This window comes from Rhodococcus sp. H36-A4 (assembly GCF_027158005.1).
In the GTDB taxonomy this organism is placed as follows: Bacteria; Actinomycetota; Actinomycetes; order Mycobacteriales; family Mycobacteriaceae; genus Rhodococcoides.
In genome coordinates this window covers 785,389-804,446 of sequence record NZ_JAPVLQ010000001.1, presented here as the reverse complement: position 1 = coordinate 804,446, position 19,058 = coordinate 785,389, and the positions used below count along the sequence as shown (strand labels likewise).

Sequence of the window (19,058 nt, the reverse complement as noted above, 5' to 3'; positions counted from 1 at the left end):
CGCAGCAGCTCCGGGTGTCGATGTGGTGTGGCCGGGCGGCGGGTCTGGCCCAGCGCTGACGTCAATGTTGTTCTACATGGCGGGTTTTCGTCTTCGGTGGTAGCTGGGTCGTGGTTTTCGGTGCGGGTCGACGGTGACTGGCGGGATGACGACGGGGTGGCCGTCGTCGCCGAATGCGATGTCCCATCCGTCGTTGTGGATGGCGCGGTGGCATTCACTGCAGACGAGGGCGAGGTTGTTGACGTCGGTGGGGCCGCCGTTCCGCCAGAAAACGACGTGGTGGAGCAGGCACCAGTCGGCGGGGCGCCCGCACATGACGCAGCAGCGGTCCCGGAGGATGACGGCGGTGCGTTGGGAGGTTGTGCCGAGGCGGACCGTCCTGCCCATCGCTAGGGGAATCCCGTTGTGGTCGATGATGATCGGCGTCAGGTCGGCGTCGCAGCTCGAGAGTTCGGCGAGGTTTTTGCTGATGGGCCCGGTCCACCCGAGGCGGAAGGGCCAGTCGGGACTGCCTGTCCCTGTCTCAGCGGAAACGGCTGCCGCGTTCCCGCCCATTTTCGCCTGTGCTTCGGGGGTGAGTAGGTCCCGCAGGTTGACGGTGACGTTCACCTGCGGCCTCGACCCATCGTGCCCGGGGGCGTACCCGGTGAGGTGTGCGTCGAGTAGCTCGGAGAGCGCGTCGGCCTGGCGTTTCGATGGACTCCGGGTGTCGAGGGTGGCGTCGGGCTCGGGTCGAGGTTTCGACAGCGGTGACAGGACCGCCCGCAGCTTTTCGGCGAGGATCTTGTCGACGTCCCCTCTCAAGGTGGTGCGTCCGTCGGATTGGAGGTAGAGGTCGAACCTGTTGAGTGCGGGGTTCTCCGATGCCGGTAGCGGAGGCGGCCCCTCGGGGACACCGTCGGCGCCGACCTTCGCTTCGACCTTCTCTTCGTGTTGGTCTTCGGGTTCGACTGTGTCACCGAGCTTTTCCTGCTCCCGGCGTTCGTCTTCGCGTCGTTGGCGTTCGCGCTGAGCGTCGTCGTAGCGTGCGCGTGCGTCGTGGGCGACCGCGTGGGCGAGTTCGTGTGCCCGCTTCTGTACCTTCGCTGCGGTCGCGTCGAATGCGACGCCGAGTAGGTCGTTGACGATGTCGATGATTCGGGTGCTGCCGAGCGTTGGATCGGCGGTGCGGATGTGGGTGTAGCCGTCGTAGATTTCTCTGACGTGCGCGACGTGGATGTCACCGTCGGTGAGGGCTTTCAACACTGCGGGCCAGTGGGTGAGCCAGTTGGCGGTGTCGAATTGTCGGGCGGCGTTCCCGTCGGCGACGCGGGTTCCGGAGGCGAGCCACCGCGTCGGCGTCGAGTGTTTGAGGTTGACGTTGAGGCCGCGTCGCGAGAACTCGGCGAGGAGTGCGTATTTCTTTGCAGCGAAGTTGTTTTCGGCGTGGGTGATGTCGCTGATGCCGGACACGATCTCCTGATCGGAGAGCGCGTCGGCGCTGCGAAAGTCCCCCAACTTGTGCATAGGAAAAAGATACAACGCCCTACCGACAAGAACTCGAAAGTTGCCGGGCGTAGCCTCGACGGCATGCGTCGCTCAGCTGTGTGGTTGCCGCTCGCGGTGGTGGTGTGTAGCTCGTGCAGTTTTGGATTGCAGATGGTCGGTATCGACACGGTGTCGTTTCGGCCACCGACTGCATCAGTGGTGGAGTCCGCGGATTGCTTGTCGCGAGACATCTATACAGCCTTGACCGGTGTGGGGCCCTGGGATCCGGCAATTGCGTCCACGGCACCGGAAGTGGGTTATCCACCTGCGGGTTTCGAGCCGGTCGCGGTGGTGCGGTGCGAGCGAGGGGTCGGCAGCTCGGGTGAGATGTCGGTGGATTCGGTGCGTCTGCAGGGTGATGTGAGTGCTGTCGCGGATGCGTTCTCGGCGCGTTCGTCGCGGTATGCGGACAATATTTCGGCCAGCTGTGCCTTAGCAGTGGATGTTCCGGCGGGCTTGTGGCTCGTCGATGATGCTGGACAGGCTTTTCGCCCAGCGTGGCCGAGTGCGCCGTGCGGGTTTCAGGATGATCCGTTGGAGCCTCTCAGGATGCTGGACGAGGTGTCGCGATCCGTCCACCCAACGGGTGTCGCCGTCGACGCCCTGGGGTGTGGTGGCGCGTCGGGTAGCGAGTTCGAGAACACCACTACCGAGGACGTCGACGCGGCGGTGGAACGTGAGCGCGAGGGTGGCCGGATTCGTCCGCCTGCGCTGGCGATGCCGACGAGCGATGTAGGCGGCCTGCAGGTGTGCAGGTATCCCGTCGAGCCCGCGGGGCTGGATGGTAGTTATGTCGTACCGGGATCGACACTTGCGTTGAATCGTTCCGACAGTGCAGCACTGGCGATTCCGCTCGCGGATGCGCCTGTTGCGCAGCCCTGTTCGCTGGATGCGACGCAGATGGCTTCGACCGTATTGTTGCGGCCTGATGGCTCGGGTGGAACTCGGGTGTCGTTCGAACTCGACGGGTGTCGACGTGCCGTCGGATTCGATGGGTTCCGGGAGTTGTCCGACGCGGCCCTTGCCGTTCTGTCTCGTCCCTGACCTGCGGTTTCAGATGGTGATGGCGATCTTCCCGCAGACACTTCCGGATTGCAGTTCGTCCAGGGCTTCGGGCACGGAATCGAGCGGGTAGGTGCGGTGTATGTGGGGGACGATGTGGTGGCGTTCGATGATGTCGGCGAGGCGCTCCAGCTCCTCGCGCCGGGTGCGCGCTGTCACCACTGCGTAGCGCTGCCGCTTCGGGATCATGCGCACAGCGTTGAACAGGGACTTCTCGAAGCCTCCGGTCCAGGGTCCGCCGGTTTCGTTTCCAACGAATGCCACTGTTCCGTCGTCGGCGAGGATTCGGCGGAGCTGCGGTAGCGGTGTGCCGCCGGCGATGTCGAGGATGGCGTCGTACTTGTGTTGGGTGGTGGTGTAGTCCTCGCGTTGGTAGTCGATGACGTGCTGTGCGCCCCAACCGGTTACGACTTCGGCTTTTGCGCTACTGCAGACTGCGGTCACTTCGGCGCCCCTGGCGGCGGCGAGCGCGACGGCGTAGCTGCCGACCCCGCCGGAGGCTCCGATGATCAGCAGGCGCGTGCCTGATTCGACGCGGGCGGCGTCGAGGGCTTGGAGTGCGGTGAGCCCGGATTCGGCGAGGACGGCAACGTGGGCGTCGTCGAGGCCGGTAGGTGCGGGTGCGAGGGCCTTTGCGTCGGCGATGGCGTATTGGGCGAGTGAGCCTTTCGCGATGCCGAATACTCGTTGTCCCACATGGAAGTCGGCGACGCCTTTGCCCATGGCGACGATGTCTCCGGTGACGTCGAGGCCGGGGATACGTCGGCGTGGTGTTCGGAGTCCGGTGAAGGGGCGCATCACTCGGGGGAGGCCGGTGAGGAGGTGGACGGTGCCGCGGGAGATGCCTGCCCCACGTACTTGTACGAGTATTCGGCCGGGTCCGGCTGTGGGGATCGCGTTCAGGCCGAAGACGAGTGTTTCGCTGGTTCCGTAGCGCGGCTGCAGTATCGCGCGCATCGTGTGTGCTTGATCCATCAGCTGACCTCCGGAAGGTTGATAACGTACAAAGTACGTTACTCTGGAATGATGGTAAAGGCACGCGCTCCACGAAACTCGCTGACGCGAGAACGCGTCGTGGCCTGCGCGGTGGCGCTGGCGGATCGTGACGGCGTACCGGCGCTGACGATGAGGGCTCTCGCCGACGAGCTCGGGGTGCGCCCCATGGCGATCTACAACCATGTCGCCAACAAGGAGGACATTCTCGACGCGATCGTCGATCATGTTTTCGGCGAGGTCTACCTGCCCGCGGCGGACGGGGTATGGAGTGAAGAGCTGGCGAGTAGGTCGCGGTCTCTTCGCCTGGCGCTGGGTCGGCATCCGTGGGCGACTGCGTTGATGGAGACGCGGGTGAGTCCAGGGGAGGCGACGTTGACGAGCCATGAAGCTGTGCTCGATGTGCTTCTGTCGAACGACTTTTCGTTGTCCGGCGCTGCGCACACTTACGCGGTGGTCGACGCGTTCGTCTATGGATTCGCGCTGCAGGAGAGCATGCTCGCGAGTATCGACATACCAAGTTCGGCGCAGGCGATTCGGGACGCGATGGATCTGACGACGTTCCCGCGGATGGCGCAGTTCGCCGGCGAGCACGTTATGCAACCGGGGTATTCGTTCGCGGATTCCTTCGAAGTGGGGCTGGCGATGGTCATCGACGGCGCGGGCGCGCTTCGGTGACGACTGTGGCCCGCCTGGGAAGATCGATAAGCCGACAATGGACATAGTGTGTTGTGGCGTGCAGGATCTGGGCATGACAAAACTGCTCGACGAAGCAACGATGGATCGTTTGACTACAGCAGTAGTTGCGCTGGATCCGAAGCCGCGTGAGCGACGCTGGGTCAGTCTAAGTTTCGCAATTACCGACGCCGTATGGAGCATCGGAGCGGGTTACGCCTCGACGGTTGTGCCTCTGGTCTACCGTGTAGCGCTGCAGTTCGATGTCACCGAACCATCGGTGGCCGCCTCCACGCCTTCGTCCGAAGACCCAGTGCCGCTCCGCATGTTCGCGGATCGGTTCGATGTCGCCAGCCTGCTGGAATCAGCGAACAAGCAGAGAACCTCGACGGGCGCTGGAGGGATTCTCAAGGCGAAAGCAGTGCTGGAGCACGTCGAGATCTTTCGCGCTGAAGGTATTGAGACGCTAGATGATGCACGGCAGCTGTTGGAGGATAAGTCCAGGTTCGAGCGCGTTGACAGCGCGCTGCGTTCGGTGGCCGGCGAAGGAAGTCACGGTGTCCGGCGCGGATACCTGTGGATGCTGATCGGCGACGACCACAGAATTAAGCCTGACCGGATGGTGCTCAGATGGTTTCGGCGCCAGGGCGTCGATATCGCAGTGTGCGACGCCGCTGCTTTGGTGCATGAATTGGTCGCACGAATAAACCGAATCCCGGGTCGGGCGGCTCCAACGACGGCATGGGAATTGGATCACGCCATGTGGAACGCTGGCCGTCAGAGGCTTTAGAAGACTCCATGATTTGAATCCGCTGCGGCCGGGGTGAGGCCGCCCGACTTCTGTGGTGTGGTCATAGAAATCGAAGCGTGGGCTCCCACTCGGGGTGGCAAACTTGTTCGCACTGCTCGACCGCGGCACGTCCGGCCGCCGGCGACAGCGAGGGGACTCAGACTCTTCAGCGATCACCGGGGGTACCACAACGGAAATGATTCTGAAGAAAATTTACCTTTGATGTCTTTCACCATCGGCTGTGACGGTGGGGCCAATGTGGGTTCGCCTGCGCCTGGTGTTTCGTTGTGACGTACGGAGAGGTTGCCAGCTCCCAGCCGACCGATCATGACTGCGTCACTTCCGTAAATATGGGCGGGTTCCGATGTAGCCTGTTCTGCCCACACCTGAAGCAGATACCGCTCTACAGGCTCAGTGGTGTCACCGTGGGCGCGTCCCAAGTCGCGGCCCACTGCGTGTAACCGGATCCGCACGTGTCCGACGACGTCCGTCACGAGTACCTCGGGCTCGGAATCGTTGATATTGCCCATCCACACCGAAGACGACGGGAAGTGTGGATCTTCTGATGCGAGATTGTTCAGACTGCGCTCACAGATGACGTCCCAGCACTCACCGTCAACCGGTGCAGGGCCCGTCCACTCCTCGACGGTGACTCTCACTGGTCCGTAGGTTGCACCGGTAGCTACGTGGATTGCTCCGTCCCGAACGTCCGTCAGTGCGTCGGAGGTCAACCTCCATGGATCCTCATCCGCGGTGTCTGGGCGGATCCGAAACTGTCCTTCAGCGGTCTGGACGATTGCCGACCTGTCGCGAATCAAGGTAGCCATGGCGCCAGTATGCTGCCTACCGTCGCGAATCGATGTCTTCTATTGACGCCGTTGTTTCCGACTTGGCTTACACCGGCTGAACACGCCTTGTATTAGCTACCTGACATTGCGGCCTCGCCAGAGAACTGTCTGACATACGTAGGGCAACGCGGCTACAACCCAAGCTTCGTCCTCATCCCTCTCATCTAGCGAGCCCCGGTCGGGGTCTCACCAGTCATCGTGCGACGTCCGTGTGATTTCTTCCGAACAACACCAGCTAGCAGTTTTGGTAACGGGTGTATCCTCGCGTTAGTAACCGTTAGCTCGATCGGAAGGGTGTGTTGTGGCAACTGTGGACGAGCTCGATCAACTACTCCGAGACCGATTCGATTTCGATCGGTCCGACCTCATATCTGCGTTGCGCGCCTTGCATCCGCAGCGGCCTGGCTCGGCTCGACTGACCGCCACCGAGGCACACTTACTCGATTCCTTCGGCCTGACCGAGGATTCTGAGTCCTACGACGAGAATGCCGCCGACGTAGTCGCTCATATGGCTCGGCTCTACAGCATGGCGTACTCACCCGCAGAGGTGGCGAAAGGGTTGAACGTCAGTGATTCTCGATTGAGACAGCGCCGTCTGCATCACACGCTGTGGGCAATCGACGACGGTGGCACGTGGGTCTACCCCGCACTTCAGTTCGAACTCGTCGAGAGCCGCAGTGAATCCAAGGAACTCGTCCTCAAGCACGTCCGCGCGCTCGATCAGGTGCTGCCACATTTGCTGCGCCGAAAGCTGCACCCCGCCGCTGTGGCTGGCTTCCTCACAACACCCCAGCCGGAGCTACTGGTCGATGGGAAGCCAAGATCGGTCAGGGAATGGTTGTTGGCCGGAGAGCTGGTCGACTCGGTGCTGCAGCTTGTCGAGGTTCGCGACTGGGCAGGTTCGTGACGTCGAATCCGAGTCCGATGCTGCCGGATCCACCTTCCCCACAAGTGCTGCGCAAGTTGGGGATCCAGGACGGTGAACTACGGGTGATTACGACCGAAGAGGTGTGGTGGCGGGTTCATAGGACCGACGGCGACCACGTGCTGGCCTGGAGCGAAATGCGCACCTACGGACCGCTGTTGCGCTTCGACCCGCACGCCCTACCTCTCGGCAATGACCCGACCGGTCGCGGTGTCTGGTACGGCGCATCAACTCCGGGAGTAGCGTTAGCCGAGGCATTTCAGGTAGATCGCACGATCGATCGAGAGTGTGATCGCCCCTATCTGACGGGTCTTTCGTTCACCCGACCGATCACCGTCCTCGACGTTGCGACCGACAGCGATGGCGCCTGGGCGACGCGCACCGGCGGCAATTTCGCACTATCGACCGGACAGCACGCAGTCACTCAGCAGTGGGCACGCCACGTCGTGGAGGCATTCCCGGACCTCGACGGACTGCGATACAACAGCCGGTTCGCCGGCGCGCCTTGCCTAGCGCTGTTCACACCTGCTGGCGCTGCAATGCCCGTTCGACCAGCGCTTTCTTTGCCGTTGAGTCATCCTGACCTTTCGAGCCGCATTACCGGCGCAGCAAAAAGGTTGGGCTATCTGGTGGTCTGAAGTCGCTGAGGGACGCAGGTATCACCCTCAGCGACGACTGCAGCACCGTTTCGTGGCCTCCGCGGAACGTCAGTCCAAGCACCGAACTTGTCGACTCTTGCGGCTCAGAAGGCCGAACCGGACAGCGGTGCCGCTCGATCGCAGGGGACCGGCCGCGGGTTCTCGGGATCGAGGGCATTGAGCACGAAGTAGGCCGCTCGCCGGGATCCGGCGATGCCGGCGTGCTCGGTGTAGTCGACGTCGCATCCGTCCTGGACGAGGATGTTGTGAACGTTGTCGCCACCGGGCTGCAGGGCCGCGGAGTATGGGACGACGAGTTCGTCGTACTTCGTCGCGATGTTCGTGTACTCGATCTCGGGGTAGTAGTAGCCACCCTCCCGAATCGCCCGCATGAACGAGGAGCCGGGATCGAGCTGTCCACACGCATGGCAGATCGGTAAGTCCTCGGTTTTGATTCCGAGTCGCCGGGCCTGTTCGAAAATAACGTCCATTCCCGCCACGGTGGTGCCGTTCCATGCGGGTGCGATCGAGACGTATTTGTCGATCTTGTCTCGGCCGCCCAGGTACTTCGCGTAGTAGGCAGGCAGGATGGTGCCTTGTGAGTGGCCGACGACATCCACCTTGGATGCGCCGGTAGCGGCGAGAACTCCGTCCACGAAGTTGGCGAACTCGCTCGCGCTGTCCTCCATGTTCTCCATGCCCCCGACGGCGGTAGCCGGCCAGGGTAATCCGTTCGGCGTACCGTAGGTGAGCGCAAAAACGCAGTATCCCTCGTTCTTCAACAGCGGGACGTACGTCCCCCAGTTAGTCTGTTGCGACCCGCCCGTTCCGTGAACGAGCACCACCGGGTCGGGATGTTCTTCGGACGGCACACACCCGTAATCATTGGAACCGGGTAGCGAACCTTCGGGGTTGGTCAGCTCCGGCACGATACCGCCGAAGAAGTTGTACGACACTGGGAGTTCCGCCGCCGAGGCCTGGCCGGTCGCGGTGAACAGCAACGCAACTACCGAGCCGAGTGCCGCAATCAGTTTCCTCTGCATGCCGAGAACCTAGCCAATGCTTGATCGCCTGGGGCCTGTTTGGTCGAAGGAGGCAGCGTTCATGGAGGCTGTGATGAGCGTTGCTGCTATTCCTCTTGCCTTCCCCGAAGTCCGGTGTCGATGGTCACGGAGGCGCATGGCGAGGTCGCCGGTCAGGATCAGCAGAATGGATTCGGCGAGCCCGTCGGGATCGGTGCACGGCAGATTCGACGCCAGCGATCGTAGGGTGCGACGTAGGTGAGTGGTATCCGCCTCGACCGCAGCCGCGATTTCGGCAGGTGGGTCAGCGTATTCGGCTGCGGTTCCCAGGAAGGCGCACCACCGCGCACCGTCCGGTCGATCAGCGAAGTCGTCGATCGCGTCGAACACTGCGAGAAGACGCTGCTCATCATTGTCTGCGGTCTCGATGGCGCGGCACCAGGTGTCCTGCCAGCGTTGTTGACGACGTTCCAGCGCTGCGGCGACCAGGGCTTCTTTGCTGCGGAAGCCGCGATACATGGTCGCAGCCGACAAGCCGGCTCGAGCCAATACGGCATCGACGGGTGTGGCCTCGATGCCCCGGGTGAACATCAGTTCGTCCACTGCGTCGAGAAGTTTGGTCTCGGAGCTCTTGCGCACCGGCATGGTCTCTACCTTAGACTGCTCAATATGAAACGATCGTTTTCGTTTGTCGATGAACGTGGTGGTCTGACGGTCGCGTTCGGGACATGCTTCATCGCGGCCACGTACGGACTGGTGCGGTTGGCATACGGACTGTTCCTCCCGGACATGCAGACCGATCTCGGTGTCGAGGCCGAACAGGCGGGATACATTTCGGCTGGATCGTCGTTGGTCTACTGCGGGGCCGCAGCAATCGGGTTCGCCCGCGCCGCCACCCGACCTCGACTGCTCGTACTGTGCGCTACGTGCACAGCATGTGCTGGGGTGTGGGGGATGGCCGGTGCCGCGGACGCTTCGGCGTTCTCGGTCTTCGCTGTGATCAGCTCTGCCGGTGCAGGATTCGCTTCCCCTGCGCTCGTGACCATTGTGAGCCGCAATGTTGGTTCTGAAACCGTCGGTCGTGCCCAATCCACGGTCAACGCAGGGACAGGTCCGGGGCTCGTCGGTGCGGGGGTCCTAGCGCTGGTGCTCCTGCCCGAGTGGCGTCTGGCCTGGATTGCGATCGGTGCACTCACGGCCGCGTTCGCGGCGGCAGTTCTGATGACGGATCGAAAGCGGGCATCGACCCAAGCGGCCGCAGGGGCAAGCGGCCTGTCGAAACCCTGGTTTGCGGCGCACCTCGAGATCCTTGTCGCGGCAACTCTGATGGGTGCGGGATCCAGCGCAGTCTGGACCTACGGCCGAAGCTTCCTCGTCGAGACAGGCATCGGATCCGAACACGACACCATCGCTGCTTGGATTGCCCTCGGATTGGGTGCGACGGCGGTAATCGCCACCGCACGAACTGTCGCAATACTCGAGGCTGTAGATGCGTGGGCTCTCAGTTGCACGGCAATGGCGGTGGCTATCACGGCCTTGATACTGCAACCACCACACCTATCGATCGCGCTGGTGGCCTGCGTGGTTTTCGGGTGGGGGTTCACCGCAGCAACCTCAGCGCTCATTGCATGGACTACCGACATCGATCCGGCCAACTCAGCTGCAGGTACCGCAATGCTGTTCGTGGCCTTGGTGTTCGGGCAGGCTATCGGCGCAGCAGTTCTCGGTGCAGTCATCACCACCGCCGGGTTCCGGCCCGCGTTCACCGCAGCAGCAACAGTGACAATCTTGGCTGTCGCAGTGCGTGTGGCGCGTCAACGGAGACAGCAATCGCGTGGACGGCGGCCGTCGAACTGATCTACCGCGAAGATTTCGGACGTTCGAGATGCCATTTTCAGGACGCTTTCGCGGCCGGCGACGGTAGTGGACGTCGTTCGGGGGGGCGGTACCCAGACGCTGAATGCTGGCTGCGCGGATTGTGTAAACCGCCACTCGATCTCGTTTTACGCTATGTCGCGCTGCGCTAGACAAATTCGATCCGGTGGAAGGATTCCTGCGCGATAGTGATGGCCCTCCGGCGAGATGGTCAGCTCGTCGTCCTCCACACCGTTGACCTCCCACACATCGACAGGGCCACCAGTGTTGTTCATCCGAACAAACCAGTCTCGCTCCGAGGGGCTGCAGGCCAGAAAGCAACCCTCCTGCTCGGCCTCGTAACTACCGGCTATACCGCGGGCGGCGCCCATCTTTCGGTAGTCGAGGCCGTGCTCACGAATAGACGCACGGTTCAGCACGGATGTGACGTGGAATCGAATGGCCATTGCACACAAGCTAGTCGAAGTCAGAAACGAAACACCACCGATTAGTCCACACCATGCTCGGCGAGCGTGTGAACGGTACCGAGCCGCCCAGGTCGGATCCACCGTTAACCTGACACTCCCGGAGACCGATGTGCACATCGGTCTGGTCGGCAGTACGACGACAATGTGGGCAATAGACCCGCGGGTCCACAAGAGTCCAGCCTATTCGGAGAGTTCGAGGCCTTGTTCGGAGTCGACTGCCTGACAGCAAGTTGCCGCTGCAGCGAATGCGTAGATCGGGTCAGTGAGCAGTCAGCCGGGTCGTCTTCGCGGAAATCTGTTCGAACGTCGTCGCATGGATAGATGAGCGCAGCATAGGAGCTCATCCAAGAAACGGCCACAGGTCTGTGAAGCCTGCTGATTACACGCGATGCGAACAGGTTCATCAGGGCAATCGACGTAGATTAGGACGATGACCGACGTGCGTTACACCGATTACGCATGGATCCGAGATGATCCATTTCTGTTCGACGAGGGATTCTGTTTGACGATCTGCACTTCAGCGACCATCGACGACGTAGCGGCAGTGCTACCGGCGGTGACAGCATCGAGTAAGGGTGATTACGAAGCCCTCACCGAATTCGCGTATGACCACGGGTTCGATCTGATCGGTGGTCTCCTTCAAGTCGATGATGCCGTCGTTTTCTACGAGCCCTACGGCTACCTTGGTGATGATGCCAAGCAGTCACTATCGGTTGGTCGGACGGTGGTCAGCATCGATGCAAACCCTGCCGTCAGCTACTTCAAGTTCTTCCGAGACGGGTCGACGGTCACAACGTTCGAGAAGATGTTCGCAGACTCACGTAGCGGCGAGGACCCTGATGCACTTCTTCCGCTCATGGAACGGATCGGTGGCTTTCACCTCGGTCGAGAACCTGATGAGATGCTGCCGGAGATCGTCACCTATCACCAGGCGGCGTTCGCGCTGGCCGAGGCGATAACCGTTGTACGACTGACTCATTCGTTGCTGAGTCAGTCGCAGTACCGCATCTGTCAGTTCACCTGATCAGCAGTAGACCTTCGAGCTCATGCATTTCACCGAGGGTGTCGACCGGGCCTAGCTCCAGGGTGTACACGTCGTAGTTCGCGGTGTCGGACATGGAGCCGACTGTAGGTCCTGTACTGCGACAAATTTGTCCGGAGCCTGCTGCGTGTTGGGCTGGTGCCTCTTCGAGTGGAAAGCTGTCCTGATGACGTCGACAGAAATTTCCCAGGACGATTTTGCGTGGGTAGAGGAGGACGACCGCTTCGATATGGGTTTGTGTTTCACGCTGGTGCATTCCGCTGACCCGGAGGCTGTGCTCGAGGTGTTCAATTCCGTGAACCCGAGGAAGGCGCGCCGGGCGGCGGGGATGAGTGACGACGAGTGGATGGATTCGCTCGGCGATGATGATCTGGCGCAGCGGTGTGCGGGTGTTGCCGGTGGCTGGGTGTGGGTGCTCGAGGAGTTCGCGCTCAATGCGGTGTTGTCGCCTCTGCCGGAGCGGTTGTCGGACGCGTTCGGCACCAGTATCACTGTGCAGTGGGATGTGAATTTGCTGTCGACGTTCATGTACGCCGTCGATGGCGCCATCGAGCGGCATTTCGAGTTGGGCCGTGTGGCGGACCCGTCGGATCGTTCGGCTCCCGAAGGCTATCTCGATGAGGAAGACGAGATCGATTGGGAAGAGTGGATGTCGGGCGGTTTGTGTATGCAGGCGCGGCTCGCGGGAGTGATTGCTCTGACGGCTGATCCGATCGAACCTTTGATCACCGAGACGTGTGGCGGGGCCTGAATCGTCTGATCAACAGATAGGTTCGACGAATGTTCTTCATCGCGCTTGCGGTTGTGCTGAGTGTGGCATCGATCGTGAGTATTCGCGTCGAGCCGCGTCGGTTGTCCAACGGTCTACTTGTTGTGGCTGCTCTGCTCGCCTGGGTTTTGGGGGCGCTGAGTCTGCTCGATCGTCTCGAGGTCCGGGTCGAGGCGGTTCTGATCGTCGTCGTAGTGACGTTGATTTTCTTGACGGTGATCGGACTGATCGCTGTTTCGGCGGTCAATGGGGTCCTGGTGATTCGACGCGAAGGGCTTCGGCTGGCGACGGCGCTACCTCTTGCATTGGCTGTTGTGGCGGTGCTGGGGATTGGCCTTCTGGTCACCGTGGTTGTCGTCCTCGAATCGCATTCCCTTCCGTTGTGGTTTCTTGCGTGCTTGTGGACGGCGGTGCTGTTCGCGGTGGCTTTGGCTGCCCAGCTCGCGGCATTCGCCGCCCACGCTTTGATTTACGGACGTATCGAGCCGCCGGAGGGGAGTGCGTCCGTCGTGGCGTTGGGCTGTGGGTTGGGTCCGGGCGGCAGCGTCACTCCATTGTTGGCGAGCCGGTTGGATCGTGCGCTCGAGGTGTACAACGGCCAGGTCGACACCGGGAGTTGGCCTGCTCTGATCGTGTCGGGTGGGCAGGGGACCGACGAGTCGGTGGCCGAGGCCACTGCGATGAAGCAGTACCTTGCTGCGCGGGGCGTCGCGGAGGCGAAGGTCTTTGCGGAGTCGGAGTCGCGGAATACTCGCGAGAATCTTGTGTTCAGCAAGGAGCTACTGGACTCGGCGGGCCTGACGTCCGAGCCGATGATCGTCGTCACCAGCGACTTTCATGTGCTTCGGACGGCGGCATTCACCCGCGATCTGGGTTTGAATGCTCATGTGACGGGGGCCAGAACTGCCCGGTACTACTCGCCGACGGCCTTTCTGCGCGAATTCGTGGCCGTGCTGCGTCGCTATTGGAAGGCCAACGCGGTCTTGCTGGTTGGCATACTCGCCTTCGTGGTCTTCTTACAGAACGTCAATTGATGAACACGAAACTCGCCCTCTCGCATGTAACGCTGTTGGCGGGGGCGTTCGTGGCAGCGTTGACGCTGACGACGACGGTCCCGCACGACTTCGCATTCTTCTCCGGCGGTTACCGTCTCGATGTCTTCGTCAACAGTGCGGCATCCGCGGCGACGCTCGGTGCGATCGTTGCGGTGGTGATCGCAACCGTCGTCTCACGCACCCGGAGTGCCGGTGCGGCAGCGGGATTCGGCATCGTGCTGCTTGCGGTCGTGTCGCTGGTGCAACCGGCCGGGCAGTTGCAACTGCGGGCGCTTGCGGCGGGGCTCATTCTCGGCGGCGTCGTGGCACTGACCGGCATGCGAGAGCGTCGTACATTGCAGTGCGCTCTGGTGGTCGGCGTGGTGTCCGCGACGGCCATGGCGGGCCCGCTGGAAAGTGAAGGCATCTCGGCTCGCTACGCCGATTACCTCGAACCTGATGCACCGCAGACGTATCTGCTGGTCGCGCTGGGTGTGTTCGCTGTCTTGTTGGCGGTGTCGGCGTGGGCGCGAGCTTTCGAAGGCCAACCCGCACCCGTGGACGAAAAGCGTCGAGTCCTGTTGGTAGGGGTCGTGATTCCTGTTGCCGGGTTGATGCTGTACTGGCTGTTCCAGCGATCGGTGGCAAGCCTCGGGACCGGTGATGCCATGCAGAATCGATGGTTGCTCGGGCTTGCGGTGATCCCGCTACTGGTCGGCGCGGCGTTCGCGCTTCCCACGGCGACGGGAGCCGTCGTTTTGGCCGCGCTGGCATATCTGGGTGCAGGCTCCTCCACCGGCTCGTTCGAGATGTCGACGGCGCTCGTGTTCGTTGCGTTGTTGTTGGTGGGCACGGTGGCCGGGTGGCGCTGGCGTTCACCGATGATCGGGTTCGCGCTCCTGGCTGTCGTCGCTGCTACCGGATTGTTCACCGATCCGCCGCTCGACTGGATCAACTTGGGAGCCAACGCTTTCGTGCTTCCCTTCGCTGTCGGCCTGCTCTACACATCGCTGCTACCGACGATTGCACCCGCTGCAACGATGTCGGTGACGACGCCGATCGCGGTGTCGATCCCGATCGTCGCCGAGTTCGGTTGGACGGCCTACACCCCGCTCACCACGATCGAGCCGACGTTCTCCCCGACCGCCTGGACGTGGACGTCCACCGCTGTGTCCGTCGGCTCGGTCCTGGCGGCGGGTGCAGCATTCGCGGTTCTGCAGAGACGGTCTGGGAACAGTCCCACGAACCTGAAAGGGTGAGGGGACTCGAACCCCTTAGCCCCTTACCTCTCGTGTTTCTGCCGGGAGTGGGAGGAGCCGATTGATGACAACGTCCAATGCGGCCAAAGCCTGCGATGCTCTGCCGTCGTCGTACAGCATGGTGAGCGCAAGACCGTCACTGGTTGCGATCAATGCATCAGCCACAGCCGACGTTTCGATGTCTGCAGAAACGGCTCCTTCTCGTCGACCCTGTTCGAGATAGTCGGTGAGTGCTGCGCGAATGTCGTTGTCGACTGCAATGGCGGCTTCGGAGTAGGGGCGGTGTCCGATCGCTCGGACTGAAAATTCCGCCCAAATTCGGGCTTCGGCTCTTCGTTCGGCGTCGAGGGGGAGCGTGGCGAGTAACCAACTCCGCACGACGTCGGTGAGGGCGCCGGTGCGATCGACTGCTTGGATCCGCTCTTCCACGCGTTCGCCCACGAGTTGGAGCGCAAATTCGAGCATGTCGTCCTTGGTGCGGAAGTACTTCTGGATTGCGCCGACGGAGCAGCCGGCACGTTCAGCGACTGCTCTGATGTTCGTTCCGGCGAGGCCTTCGTCGGCGATCAATTCGAGCAGCATGTTGCCGACATGTCGCCGTCGCTCGCTGGGGTCGTATGTCGGGGGCACAGAATCCAGCATAGAATACAAACGTATTCTATGCTGGACGCTGTCAGCTTCGATCGAATGGAGTACGAAACATGTCCGACTACATGCCAACTCGTCGAGCGACCGACGCAGAGCGCCTCGACGCAACTTTTCACCTGACGGACGCTCTGGCCAGGGGAGCCTTGAGCGGCGAGGAGTACAACGATCGGATCGAACAAGTGAACGGCGCCCGGTCGATCGATCAGGTGACAGTCACGCTGGTCGACTTACCTCCCTTGCTACCGGCCACCACCACAACCGAGAAGCGTAAGAAAGATGATCTTCGAGAGTGGCTCAGGGAGTGGCAGTACTGGCTCGGCGGTTCGGTGTTGATGGTCGGCATCTGGGGAGTGCAAAGCCTGATGGACGGATCTGCGATCAAGTTCTGGCCGGGACTTCCGATTGGCATATGGGCCGTCGTGCTCATCGCGTGCGTGTTCTGGCCGAGTGAAGAGCGCGAAAGTAACTGAGCAGCAACAGATATAGACAATGTTCGATTGTTCCCCTCGGCTTGGAACTAGCATCCACCCATGAGTCGAGGTGCGTCGCTCGGTCGAGTCGCGGTTGCCTATGTCATTGCCATCGCCGCCGGATTGGTGTGGCTGCTGTGGGGCCCGGATACCGGCCACTTGTGGCTCGACGGGCTGATCGCCGATCTGATCGCGACGCTGGTGATTTTCGCGGCGAGTCGGATTCACCGCAATTCGAGCTTCTACGACGCGTATTGGTCGGTGCTGCCTCCGCTGCTGGCGTTCTATTGGTGGGTCGACGCCGGGGCAGGGGTCGACGATGCCCGTTGGTGGCTGATGATGGCGGTGATGCTGGCGTGGTCGGTGCGGCTGACGGTCAATTGGATTTACAGCTTCCCTGGTCTGCATCATGAGGATTGGCGGTACCCGCTGCTGCGTGAACGCGCGGGATGGTTCGGGTTCGGCGCGGATCTCTTTGCGATTCATGTCTTTCCGACGTTGCAGGTGTTCGCCGGGCTGATTCCGGTGTATGTCGTCGCGACGAGGGCGGGGGAGCCGTTCGGCCCGCTCGACGTCGTCGCGTTCGTCGTGGGTGTCGGTGCGGTGAGCATCGAGACGATCGCCGATCTGCAGATGCACCGCTTCGTCGCCACCAAGTCGCGGGGGCAGATCATGGAGTCCGGCCTGTGGTCGTGGTCGAGGCATCCGAATTACTTCGGCGAGTTCGGAGTATGGCTCTCGTTCGGACTGTTCGGGTTCGCTGCCTATCCGGGCGCGTGGTGGGTGTTCGCCGGTGCCGCCGTCATGTTGGCGTTGCTGCTCGGCGCGAGTATTCCGATGATGGAACAGCGAAGCCTGCAGCGACGGCCCGAGTATCGCGACGTGATGGATCGGGTGTCTCGTTTCGTTCCGCGTCCGCCCAAGAAGATTCACGCGTGAGCCGTCCCCGGCTCGTGGTCGCCGGGCTCGGTGACACGGGCGTCCTGACGGCCATTGCGCTTCGACGGCATGGCGACGTCGTGGGCATCACCGCGAAGCCTGGGTTCGTCAGTGGTCAAGAGCTCGGCCTGAGGTTGGCCCGCCCGGAGGCGTGGGTGCGTGACTACCGCATCGGGTACGACAGGTTCCGGGGTCTGGACCATGTGCGCGTCGTGCACGGCAGTGTTTCTGCCCTGGATACCGACGCTCGGACTGTCCGCATCACCCGCGCCGACGGCTCTACCGCCGAGGAACCGTACGACGTCCTGGTGATCGCAACCGGAGTGGCCAACGGTTTCTGGCGCCGACCCACGTTGCAGGACGCGGCGGGTGTCGACGCCGACATCGACTCGGCGCACCAACGCATCGCAGCGGCGAATTCGGTGGCGGTCGTCGGCGGCGGTGCGGCAGCGTCGAGTTCCGCCGCGCAGATTGCCGAACGGTGGCCGGCCAAGAAGGTGGACCTCTACTTCCCCGGTGAGCGCGCGCTGCCGCATCATCATCGACGCGTCTGGCAGCGGGTCGAATCTCGGCTGACCCGCCTCGGCGTCGGCGTCCATCCAGGTTTCCGCGCGCAGCTACCGTCCGGCGATGGCATCCGTCAACTGACCGATGCACCGGTGACCTGGTCGACGGGGCAGCCGCCGGTGGTCGCCGACGTCGTGATCTGGGCGATCGGCCGCGTGGAGCCGAACACTTCGTGGCTGCCGGGGGAGATGCTCGACGCCCGAGGCTTCGTGGCGGTGCGGCCGACGTTGCGTGTGGTCGGGCACGAGAATGTGTTCGCGGTCGGTGATGTCGCTGCCACCGATCCGCTGCGGACGTCCGCCCGCAACCGAGGCCATGTGCTCGTTGCTCGCAATGTCCGTGCGCACCTCGAGGGCGCTTCGCTGCGTGACTACCGATCACCGGCACGTCGTTGGGGTTCGGTGCTCGGCCCGCAGCGCGACGGGCTCGTCGTATTCGCGCCGACCGGTCATGGTGTTCGTGTGTCCGCCTGGGCTTCCGACGTCGTACTCCAGCGGCTCATCACCCGACAGGGGATTTACGGGGGAGTGCGGAGAACCAGCGGGAAAGTCCCTGCCTCTTTCAATTTATAGCTGGGGGCTGGGGTTGTGGCAAGGCCCCCATAGCGCTGCACAATCGTCAGTCCACGTACTGCGACAGAAGGAGATCGACGTGACGAACACGCTGAAACCATTCGAATTGCACGCTTCAGGTGCGCTGCTTCACGGGACCAAGGCCAACGTGTCGATAGGCGATCTGCTTGTGCCTGGCCGCCCGTCGAATTTCGAGACCGGTCGGATTTCGAATCACATCTATATGACTTCGACCCTCGATGCCGCTGTGTGGGGGGCCGAGTTGGCGACGGGTGACGGTCCGGCTCGGATTTTCATCGTGGAACCGGAAGGTGCAATCGAGGACGACCCCAATGTGACGGACAAGAAGCATCCTGGCAATCCGACCCGTTCCTATCGCACGCGCGAACCCGTCAGGATCGTTGGCGAAATAGCGGACTGGGTTGGACATTCACCCGAACAGCAGCGCACTATGCGTGATCGTTTGGATGATCTCAGGAGACGAGGGCTGGCCGTCATCGATGACTGAACTTGCGCCCCGAACACTCAGTCATGTCGGCAGTTCTGGTAGCAAGTGGGGCGATTCAGGCTGTGTCGATTTCGGGTACCGGGTGTGGTGCGCGTTCGAGTAGCCACTCGAATATCGGCGGCCCTCCTGCTCGTGACAGGAGAATCAGAGAAGGCCCACCGGGTGGCAGGGTTTAGAGGGGTCAGCTTTCTTCGTGTTATGCACCGGCGGCGAGGAGTACAACGATCGGATCGAACAAGTGAACAGCGCCCGGTCGATCGATCAGGTGACTGCCACGCTGGTCGACTTACCTCCTTTGCTGCCGGGCACCACCGCATCCGAGAAGCGTAAGAAAGATGATCGACGAGGGTGGCTCTCGTCCGAGCGACGCACCTCGACTCATGGTCCGGATACCGGCCATTTGTGGCTCGACGGCCTGCCCTAGAGTC

General features: G+C 62.2%; 22 protein-coding genes. 15 read left to right on the top strand and 7 right to left on the bottom strand.

Annotated features, from left to right (window positions below; all coding sequences use genetic code 11):
- Positions 1-72: 72 nt before the first annotated feature.
- Entirely contained in the window at positions 73-1,506 is a 1,434-nt protein-coding gene (locus O1W68_RS03660) for an HNH endonuclease signature motif containing protein (protein WP_269301512.1), read from the bottom strand.
- Between the two features lie 63 nt (positions 1,507-1,569).
- Between O1W68_RS03660 and O1W68_RS03655 the strand changes: the two genes are divergently transcribed.
- On the top strand, positions 1,570-2,571 hold the full coding sequence (locus tag O1W68_RS03655; RefSeq protein ID WP_269301511.1) for a hypothetical protein: 1,002 nt from the start codon (positions 1,570-1,572) through the stop codon (positions 2,569-2,571).
- A gap of 9 nt (positions 2,572-2,580) precedes the next feature.
- Here O1W68_RS03655 and O1W68_RS03650 read toward each other — a convergent pair whose 3' ends face one another.
- On the bottom strand, positions 2,581-3,564 hold the full coding sequence (locus O1W68_RS03650; RefSeq protein ID WP_269301510.1) for an NAD(P)-dependent alcohol dehydrogenase: 984 nt from the start codon (positions 3,562-3,564) through the stop codon (positions 2,581-2,583).
- A gap of 48 nt (positions 3,565-3,612) precedes the next feature.
- On the opposite strand from O1W68_RS03650, the gene O1W68_RS03645 reads away from it, so the two are divergent.
- Both O1W68_RS03645 and O1W68_RS03640 read left to right on the top strand, forming a co-directional pair.
- Positions 3,613-4,260 (top strand): TetR/AcrR family transcriptional regulator C-terminal domain-containing protein, encoded by a 648-nt coding sequence (locus O1W68_RS03645; RefSeq protein WP_269301509.1) that lies wholly within the window; start codon positions 3,613-3,615, stop codon positions 4,258-4,260.
- A gap of 58 nt (positions 4,261-4,318) precedes the next feature.
- Positions 4,319-5,047 carry a hypothetical protein gene (locus O1W68_RS03640; RefSeq protein WP_269301508.1) on the top strand — a complete coding sequence of 243 codons (729 nt, stop codon included), beginning with the start codon at positions 4,319-4,321 and terminating at the stop codon, positions 5,045-5,047.
- A 173-nt stretch (positions 5,048-5,220) separates the two neighbouring features.
- Here the strand turns inward: O1W68_RS03640 and O1W68_RS03635 are convergent, their stop codons facing one another.
- Entirely contained in the window at positions 5,221-5,874 is a 654-nt protein-coding gene (locus tag O1W68_RS03635) for a hypothetical protein (protein WP_269301507.1), read from the bottom strand.
- A 322-nt stretch (positions 5,875-6,196) separates the two neighbouring features.
- Here O1W68_RS03635 and O1W68_RS03630 point away from each other — a divergent pair, with 322 nt between their 5' ends.
- Together O1W68_RS03630 and O1W68_RS03625 are read left to right on the top strand one after the other, a co-directional pair.
- A complete protein-coding gene (locus O1W68_RS03630) occupies positions 6,197-6,802 on the top strand; it encodes a DNA-binding protein (RefSeq protein WP_269301506.1) in 606 nt (201 codons plus the stop codon).
- A gap of 17 nt (positions 6,803-6,819) precedes the next feature.
- Complete coding sequence (locus O1W68_RS03625) at positions 6,820-7,458, top strand: RES family NAD+ phosphorylase (RefSeq protein ID WP_442972281.1); 639 nt, start codon at positions 6,820-6,822, stop codon at positions 7,456-7,458.
- A gap of 104 nt (positions 7,459-7,562) precedes the next feature.
- Here the strand turns inward: O1W68_RS03625 and O1W68_RS03620 are convergent, their stop codons facing one another.
- Both O1W68_RS03620 and O1W68_RS03615 read right to left on the bottom strand, forming a co-directional pair.
- Positions 7,563-8,501, bottom strand: coding sequence for an esterase/lipase family protein (locus O1W68_RS03620; protein ID WP_269301505.1), 939 nt, complete (start codon positions 8,499-8,501; stop codon positions 7,563-7,565).
- A 9-nt stretch (positions 8,502-8,510) separates the two neighbouring features.
- Positions 8,511-9,125, bottom strand: a complete 615-nt coding sequence (locus tag O1W68_RS03615; RefSeq protein WP_269301504.1) for a TetR/AcrR family transcriptional regulator — start codon at positions 9,123-9,125, stop codon at positions 8,511-8,513.
- 24 nt (positions 9,126-9,149) lie between these two features.
- On the opposite strand from O1W68_RS03615, the gene O1W68_RS03610 reads away from it, so the two are divergent.
- Positions 9,150-10,337, top strand: coding sequence for an MFS transporter (locus tag O1W68_RS03610; RefSeq protein ID WP_269301503.1), 1,188 nt, complete (start codon positions 9,150-9,152; stop codon positions 10,335-10,337).
- A 146-nt stretch (positions 10,338-10,483) separates the two neighbouring features.
- Here the strand turns inward: O1W68_RS03610 and O1W68_RS03605 are convergent, their stop codons facing one another.
- A complete protein-coding gene (locus O1W68_RS03605) occupies positions 10,484-10,801 on the bottom strand; it encodes a hypothetical protein (protein ID WP_269301502.1) in 318 nt (105 codons plus the stop codon).
- 451 nt (positions 10,802-11,252) lie between these two features.
- Here O1W68_RS03605 and O1W68_RS03600 point away from each other — a divergent pair, with 451 nt between their 5' ends.
- The 4 genes from O1W68_RS03600 to O1W68_RS03585 all read left to right on the top strand — a co-directional run bounded on the left by O1W68_RS03600 (position 11,253) and on the right by O1W68_RS03585 (position 14,926).
- Positions 11,253-11,846: a DUF6461 domain-containing protein gene (locus O1W68_RS03600; RefSeq protein WP_269301501.1), complete on the top strand. Its 594-nt coding sequence runs from the start codon at positions 11,253-11,255 to the stop codon at positions 11,844-11,846.
- A 184-nt stretch (positions 11,847-12,030) separates the two neighbouring features.
- A complete protein-coding gene (locus tag O1W68_RS03595) occupies positions 12,031-12,615 on the top strand; it encodes a DUF6461 domain-containing protein (protein WP_269301500.1) in 585 nt (194 codons plus the stop codon).
- Positions 12,616-12,644: 29 nt separating this feature from the next.
- Complete coding sequence (locus O1W68_RS03590; RefSeq protein WP_269301499.1) at positions 12,645-13,667, top strand: YdcF family protein; 1,023 nt, start codon at positions 12,645-12,647, stop codon at positions 13,665-13,667.
- A complete protein-coding gene (locus O1W68_RS03585; RefSeq protein WP_269301498.1) occupies positions 13,667-14,926 on the top strand; it encodes a hypothetical protein in 1,260 nt (419 codons plus the stop codon). The genes O1W68_RS03590 and O1W68_RS03585 overlap by 1 nt, the downstream gene beginning before the upstream one ends.
- Before the next feature lie 15 nt (positions 14,927-14,941).
- Here O1W68_RS03585 and O1W68_RS03580 read toward each other — a convergent pair whose 3' ends face one another.
- Entirely contained in the window at positions 14,942-15,568 is a 627-nt protein-coding gene (locus tag O1W68_RS03580) for a TetR/AcrR family transcriptional regulator (RefSeq protein WP_269301497.1), read from the bottom strand.
- A gap of 59 nt (positions 15,569-15,627) precedes the next feature.
- Between O1W68_RS03580 and O1W68_RS03575 the strand changes: the two genes are divergently transcribed.
- The 5 genes from O1W68_RS03575 (at position 15,628) to O1W68_RS03555 (ending at position 19,054) form a co-directional block, all read left to right on the top strand.
- Positions 15,628-16,044 (top strand): DUF1707 SHOCT-like domain-containing protein, encoded by a 417-nt coding sequence (locus O1W68_RS03575; RefSeq protein ID WP_269301496.1) that lies wholly within the window; start codon positions 15,628-15,630, stop codon positions 16,042-16,044.
- Positions 16,045-16,104: 60 nt separating this feature from the next.
- Positions 16,105-16,983, top strand: coding sequence for a DUF1295 domain-containing protein (locus O1W68_RS03570; protein WP_269301495.1), 879 nt, complete (start codon positions 16,105-16,107; stop codon positions 16,981-16,983).
- Positions 16,980-18,122, top strand: a complete 1,143-nt coding sequence (locus O1W68_RS03565) for an FAD-dependent oxidoreductase (protein WP_269301494.1) — start codon at positions 16,980-16,982, stop codon at positions 18,120-18,122. Before O1W68_RS03570 ends, O1W68_RS03565 begins: the two co-directional genes overlap by 4 nt.
- Before the next feature lie 73 nt (positions 18,123-18,195).
- Entirely contained in the window at positions 18,196-18,630 is a 435-nt protein-coding gene (arr, locus tag O1W68_RS03560) for an NAD(+)--rifampin ADP-ribosyltransferase (protein WP_442972280.1), read from the top strand.
- Positions 18,631-18,823: 193 nt separating this feature from the next.
- Positions 18,824-19,054: a hypothetical protein gene (locus tag O1W68_RS03555; RefSeq protein ID WP_269301492.1), complete on the top strand. Its 231-nt coding sequence runs from the start codon at positions 18,824-18,826 to the stop codon at positions 19,052-19,054.
- Positions 19,055-19,058: the final 4 nt, after the last annotated feature.

What these genes read in the sequence shown, in the direction of transcription:
- O1W68_RS03645 (WP_269301509.1), top strand. Translation starts at nt 3,613, where the DNA reads ATGATGGTAAAGGCACGCGCTCCACGAAACTCGCTGACGCGAGAACGC.
- O1W68_RS03595 (WP_269301500.1), top strand. Translation starts at nt 12,031, where the DNA reads ATGACGTCGACAGAAATTTCCCAGGACGATTTTGCGTGGGTAGAGGAG.
- O1W68_RS03575 (WP_269301496.1), top strand. Translation starts at nt 15,628, where the DNA reads ATGTCCGACTACATGCCAACTCGTCGAGCGACCGACGCAGAGCGCCTC.
- O1W68_RS03570 (WP_269301495.1), top strand. Translation starts at nt 16,105, where the DNA reads ATGAGTCGAGGTGCGTCGCTCGGTCGAGTCGCGGTTGCCTATGTCATT.
- O1W68_RS03600 (WP_269301501.1), top strand. Translation starts at nt 11,253, where the DNA reads ATGACCGACGTGCGTTACACCGATTACGCATGGATCCGAGATGATCCA.
- O1W68_RS03580 (WP_269301497.1), bottom strand. Translation starts at nt 15,568, where the DNA reads ATGCTGGATTCTGTGCCCCCGACATACGACCCCAGCGAGCGACGGCGA.
- O1W68_RS03635 (WP_269301507.1), bottom strand. Translation starts at nt 5,874, where the DNA reads ATGGCTACCTTGATTCGCGACAGGTCGGCAATCGTCCAGACCGCTGAA.
- O1W68_RS03585 (WP_269301498.1), top strand. Translation starts at nt 13,667, where the DNA reads ATGAACACGAAACTCGCCCTCTCGCATGTAACGCTGTTGGCGGGGGCG.
- O1W68_RS03590 (WP_269301499.1), top strand. Translation starts at nt 12,645, where the DNA reads ATGTTCTTCATCGCGCTTGCGGTTGTGCTGAGTGTGGCATCGATCGTG.
- O1W68_RS03610 (WP_269301503.1), top strand. Translation starts at nt 9,150, where the DNA reads ATGAAACGATCGTTTTCGTTTGTCGATGAACGTGGTGGTCTGACGGTC.
- O1W68_RS03615 (WP_269301504.1), bottom strand. Translation starts at nt 9,125, where the DNA reads ATGCCGGTGCGCAAGAGCTCCGAGACCAAACTTCTCGACGCAGTGGAC.
- O1W68_RS03605 (WP_269301502.1), bottom strand. Translation starts at nt 10,801, where the DNA reads ATGGCCATTCGATTCCACGTCACATCCGTGCTGAACCGTGCGTCTATT.
- O1W68_RS03650 (WP_269301510.1), bottom strand. Translation starts at nt 3,564, where the DNA reads ATGGATCAAGCACACACGATGCGCGCGATACTGCAGCCGCGCTACGGA.
- O1W68_RS03655 (WP_269301511.1), top strand. Translation starts at nt 1,570, where the DNA reads ATGCGTCGCTCAGCTGTGTGGTTGCCGCTCGCGGTGGTGGTGTGTAGC.
- O1W68_RS03620 (WP_269301505.1), bottom strand. Translation starts at nt 8,501, where the DNA reads ATGCAGAGGAAACTGATTGCGGCACTCGGCTCGGTAGTTGCGTTGCTG.
- O1W68_RS03660 (WP_269301512.1), bottom strand. Translation starts at nt 1,506, where the DNA reads ATGCACAAGTTGGGGGACTTTCGCAGCGCCGACGCGCTCTCCGATCAG.
- O1W68_RS03625 (WP_442972281.1), top strand. Translation starts at nt 6,820, where the DNA reads ATGCTGCCGGATCCACCTTCCCCACAAGTGCTGCGCAAGTTGGGGATC.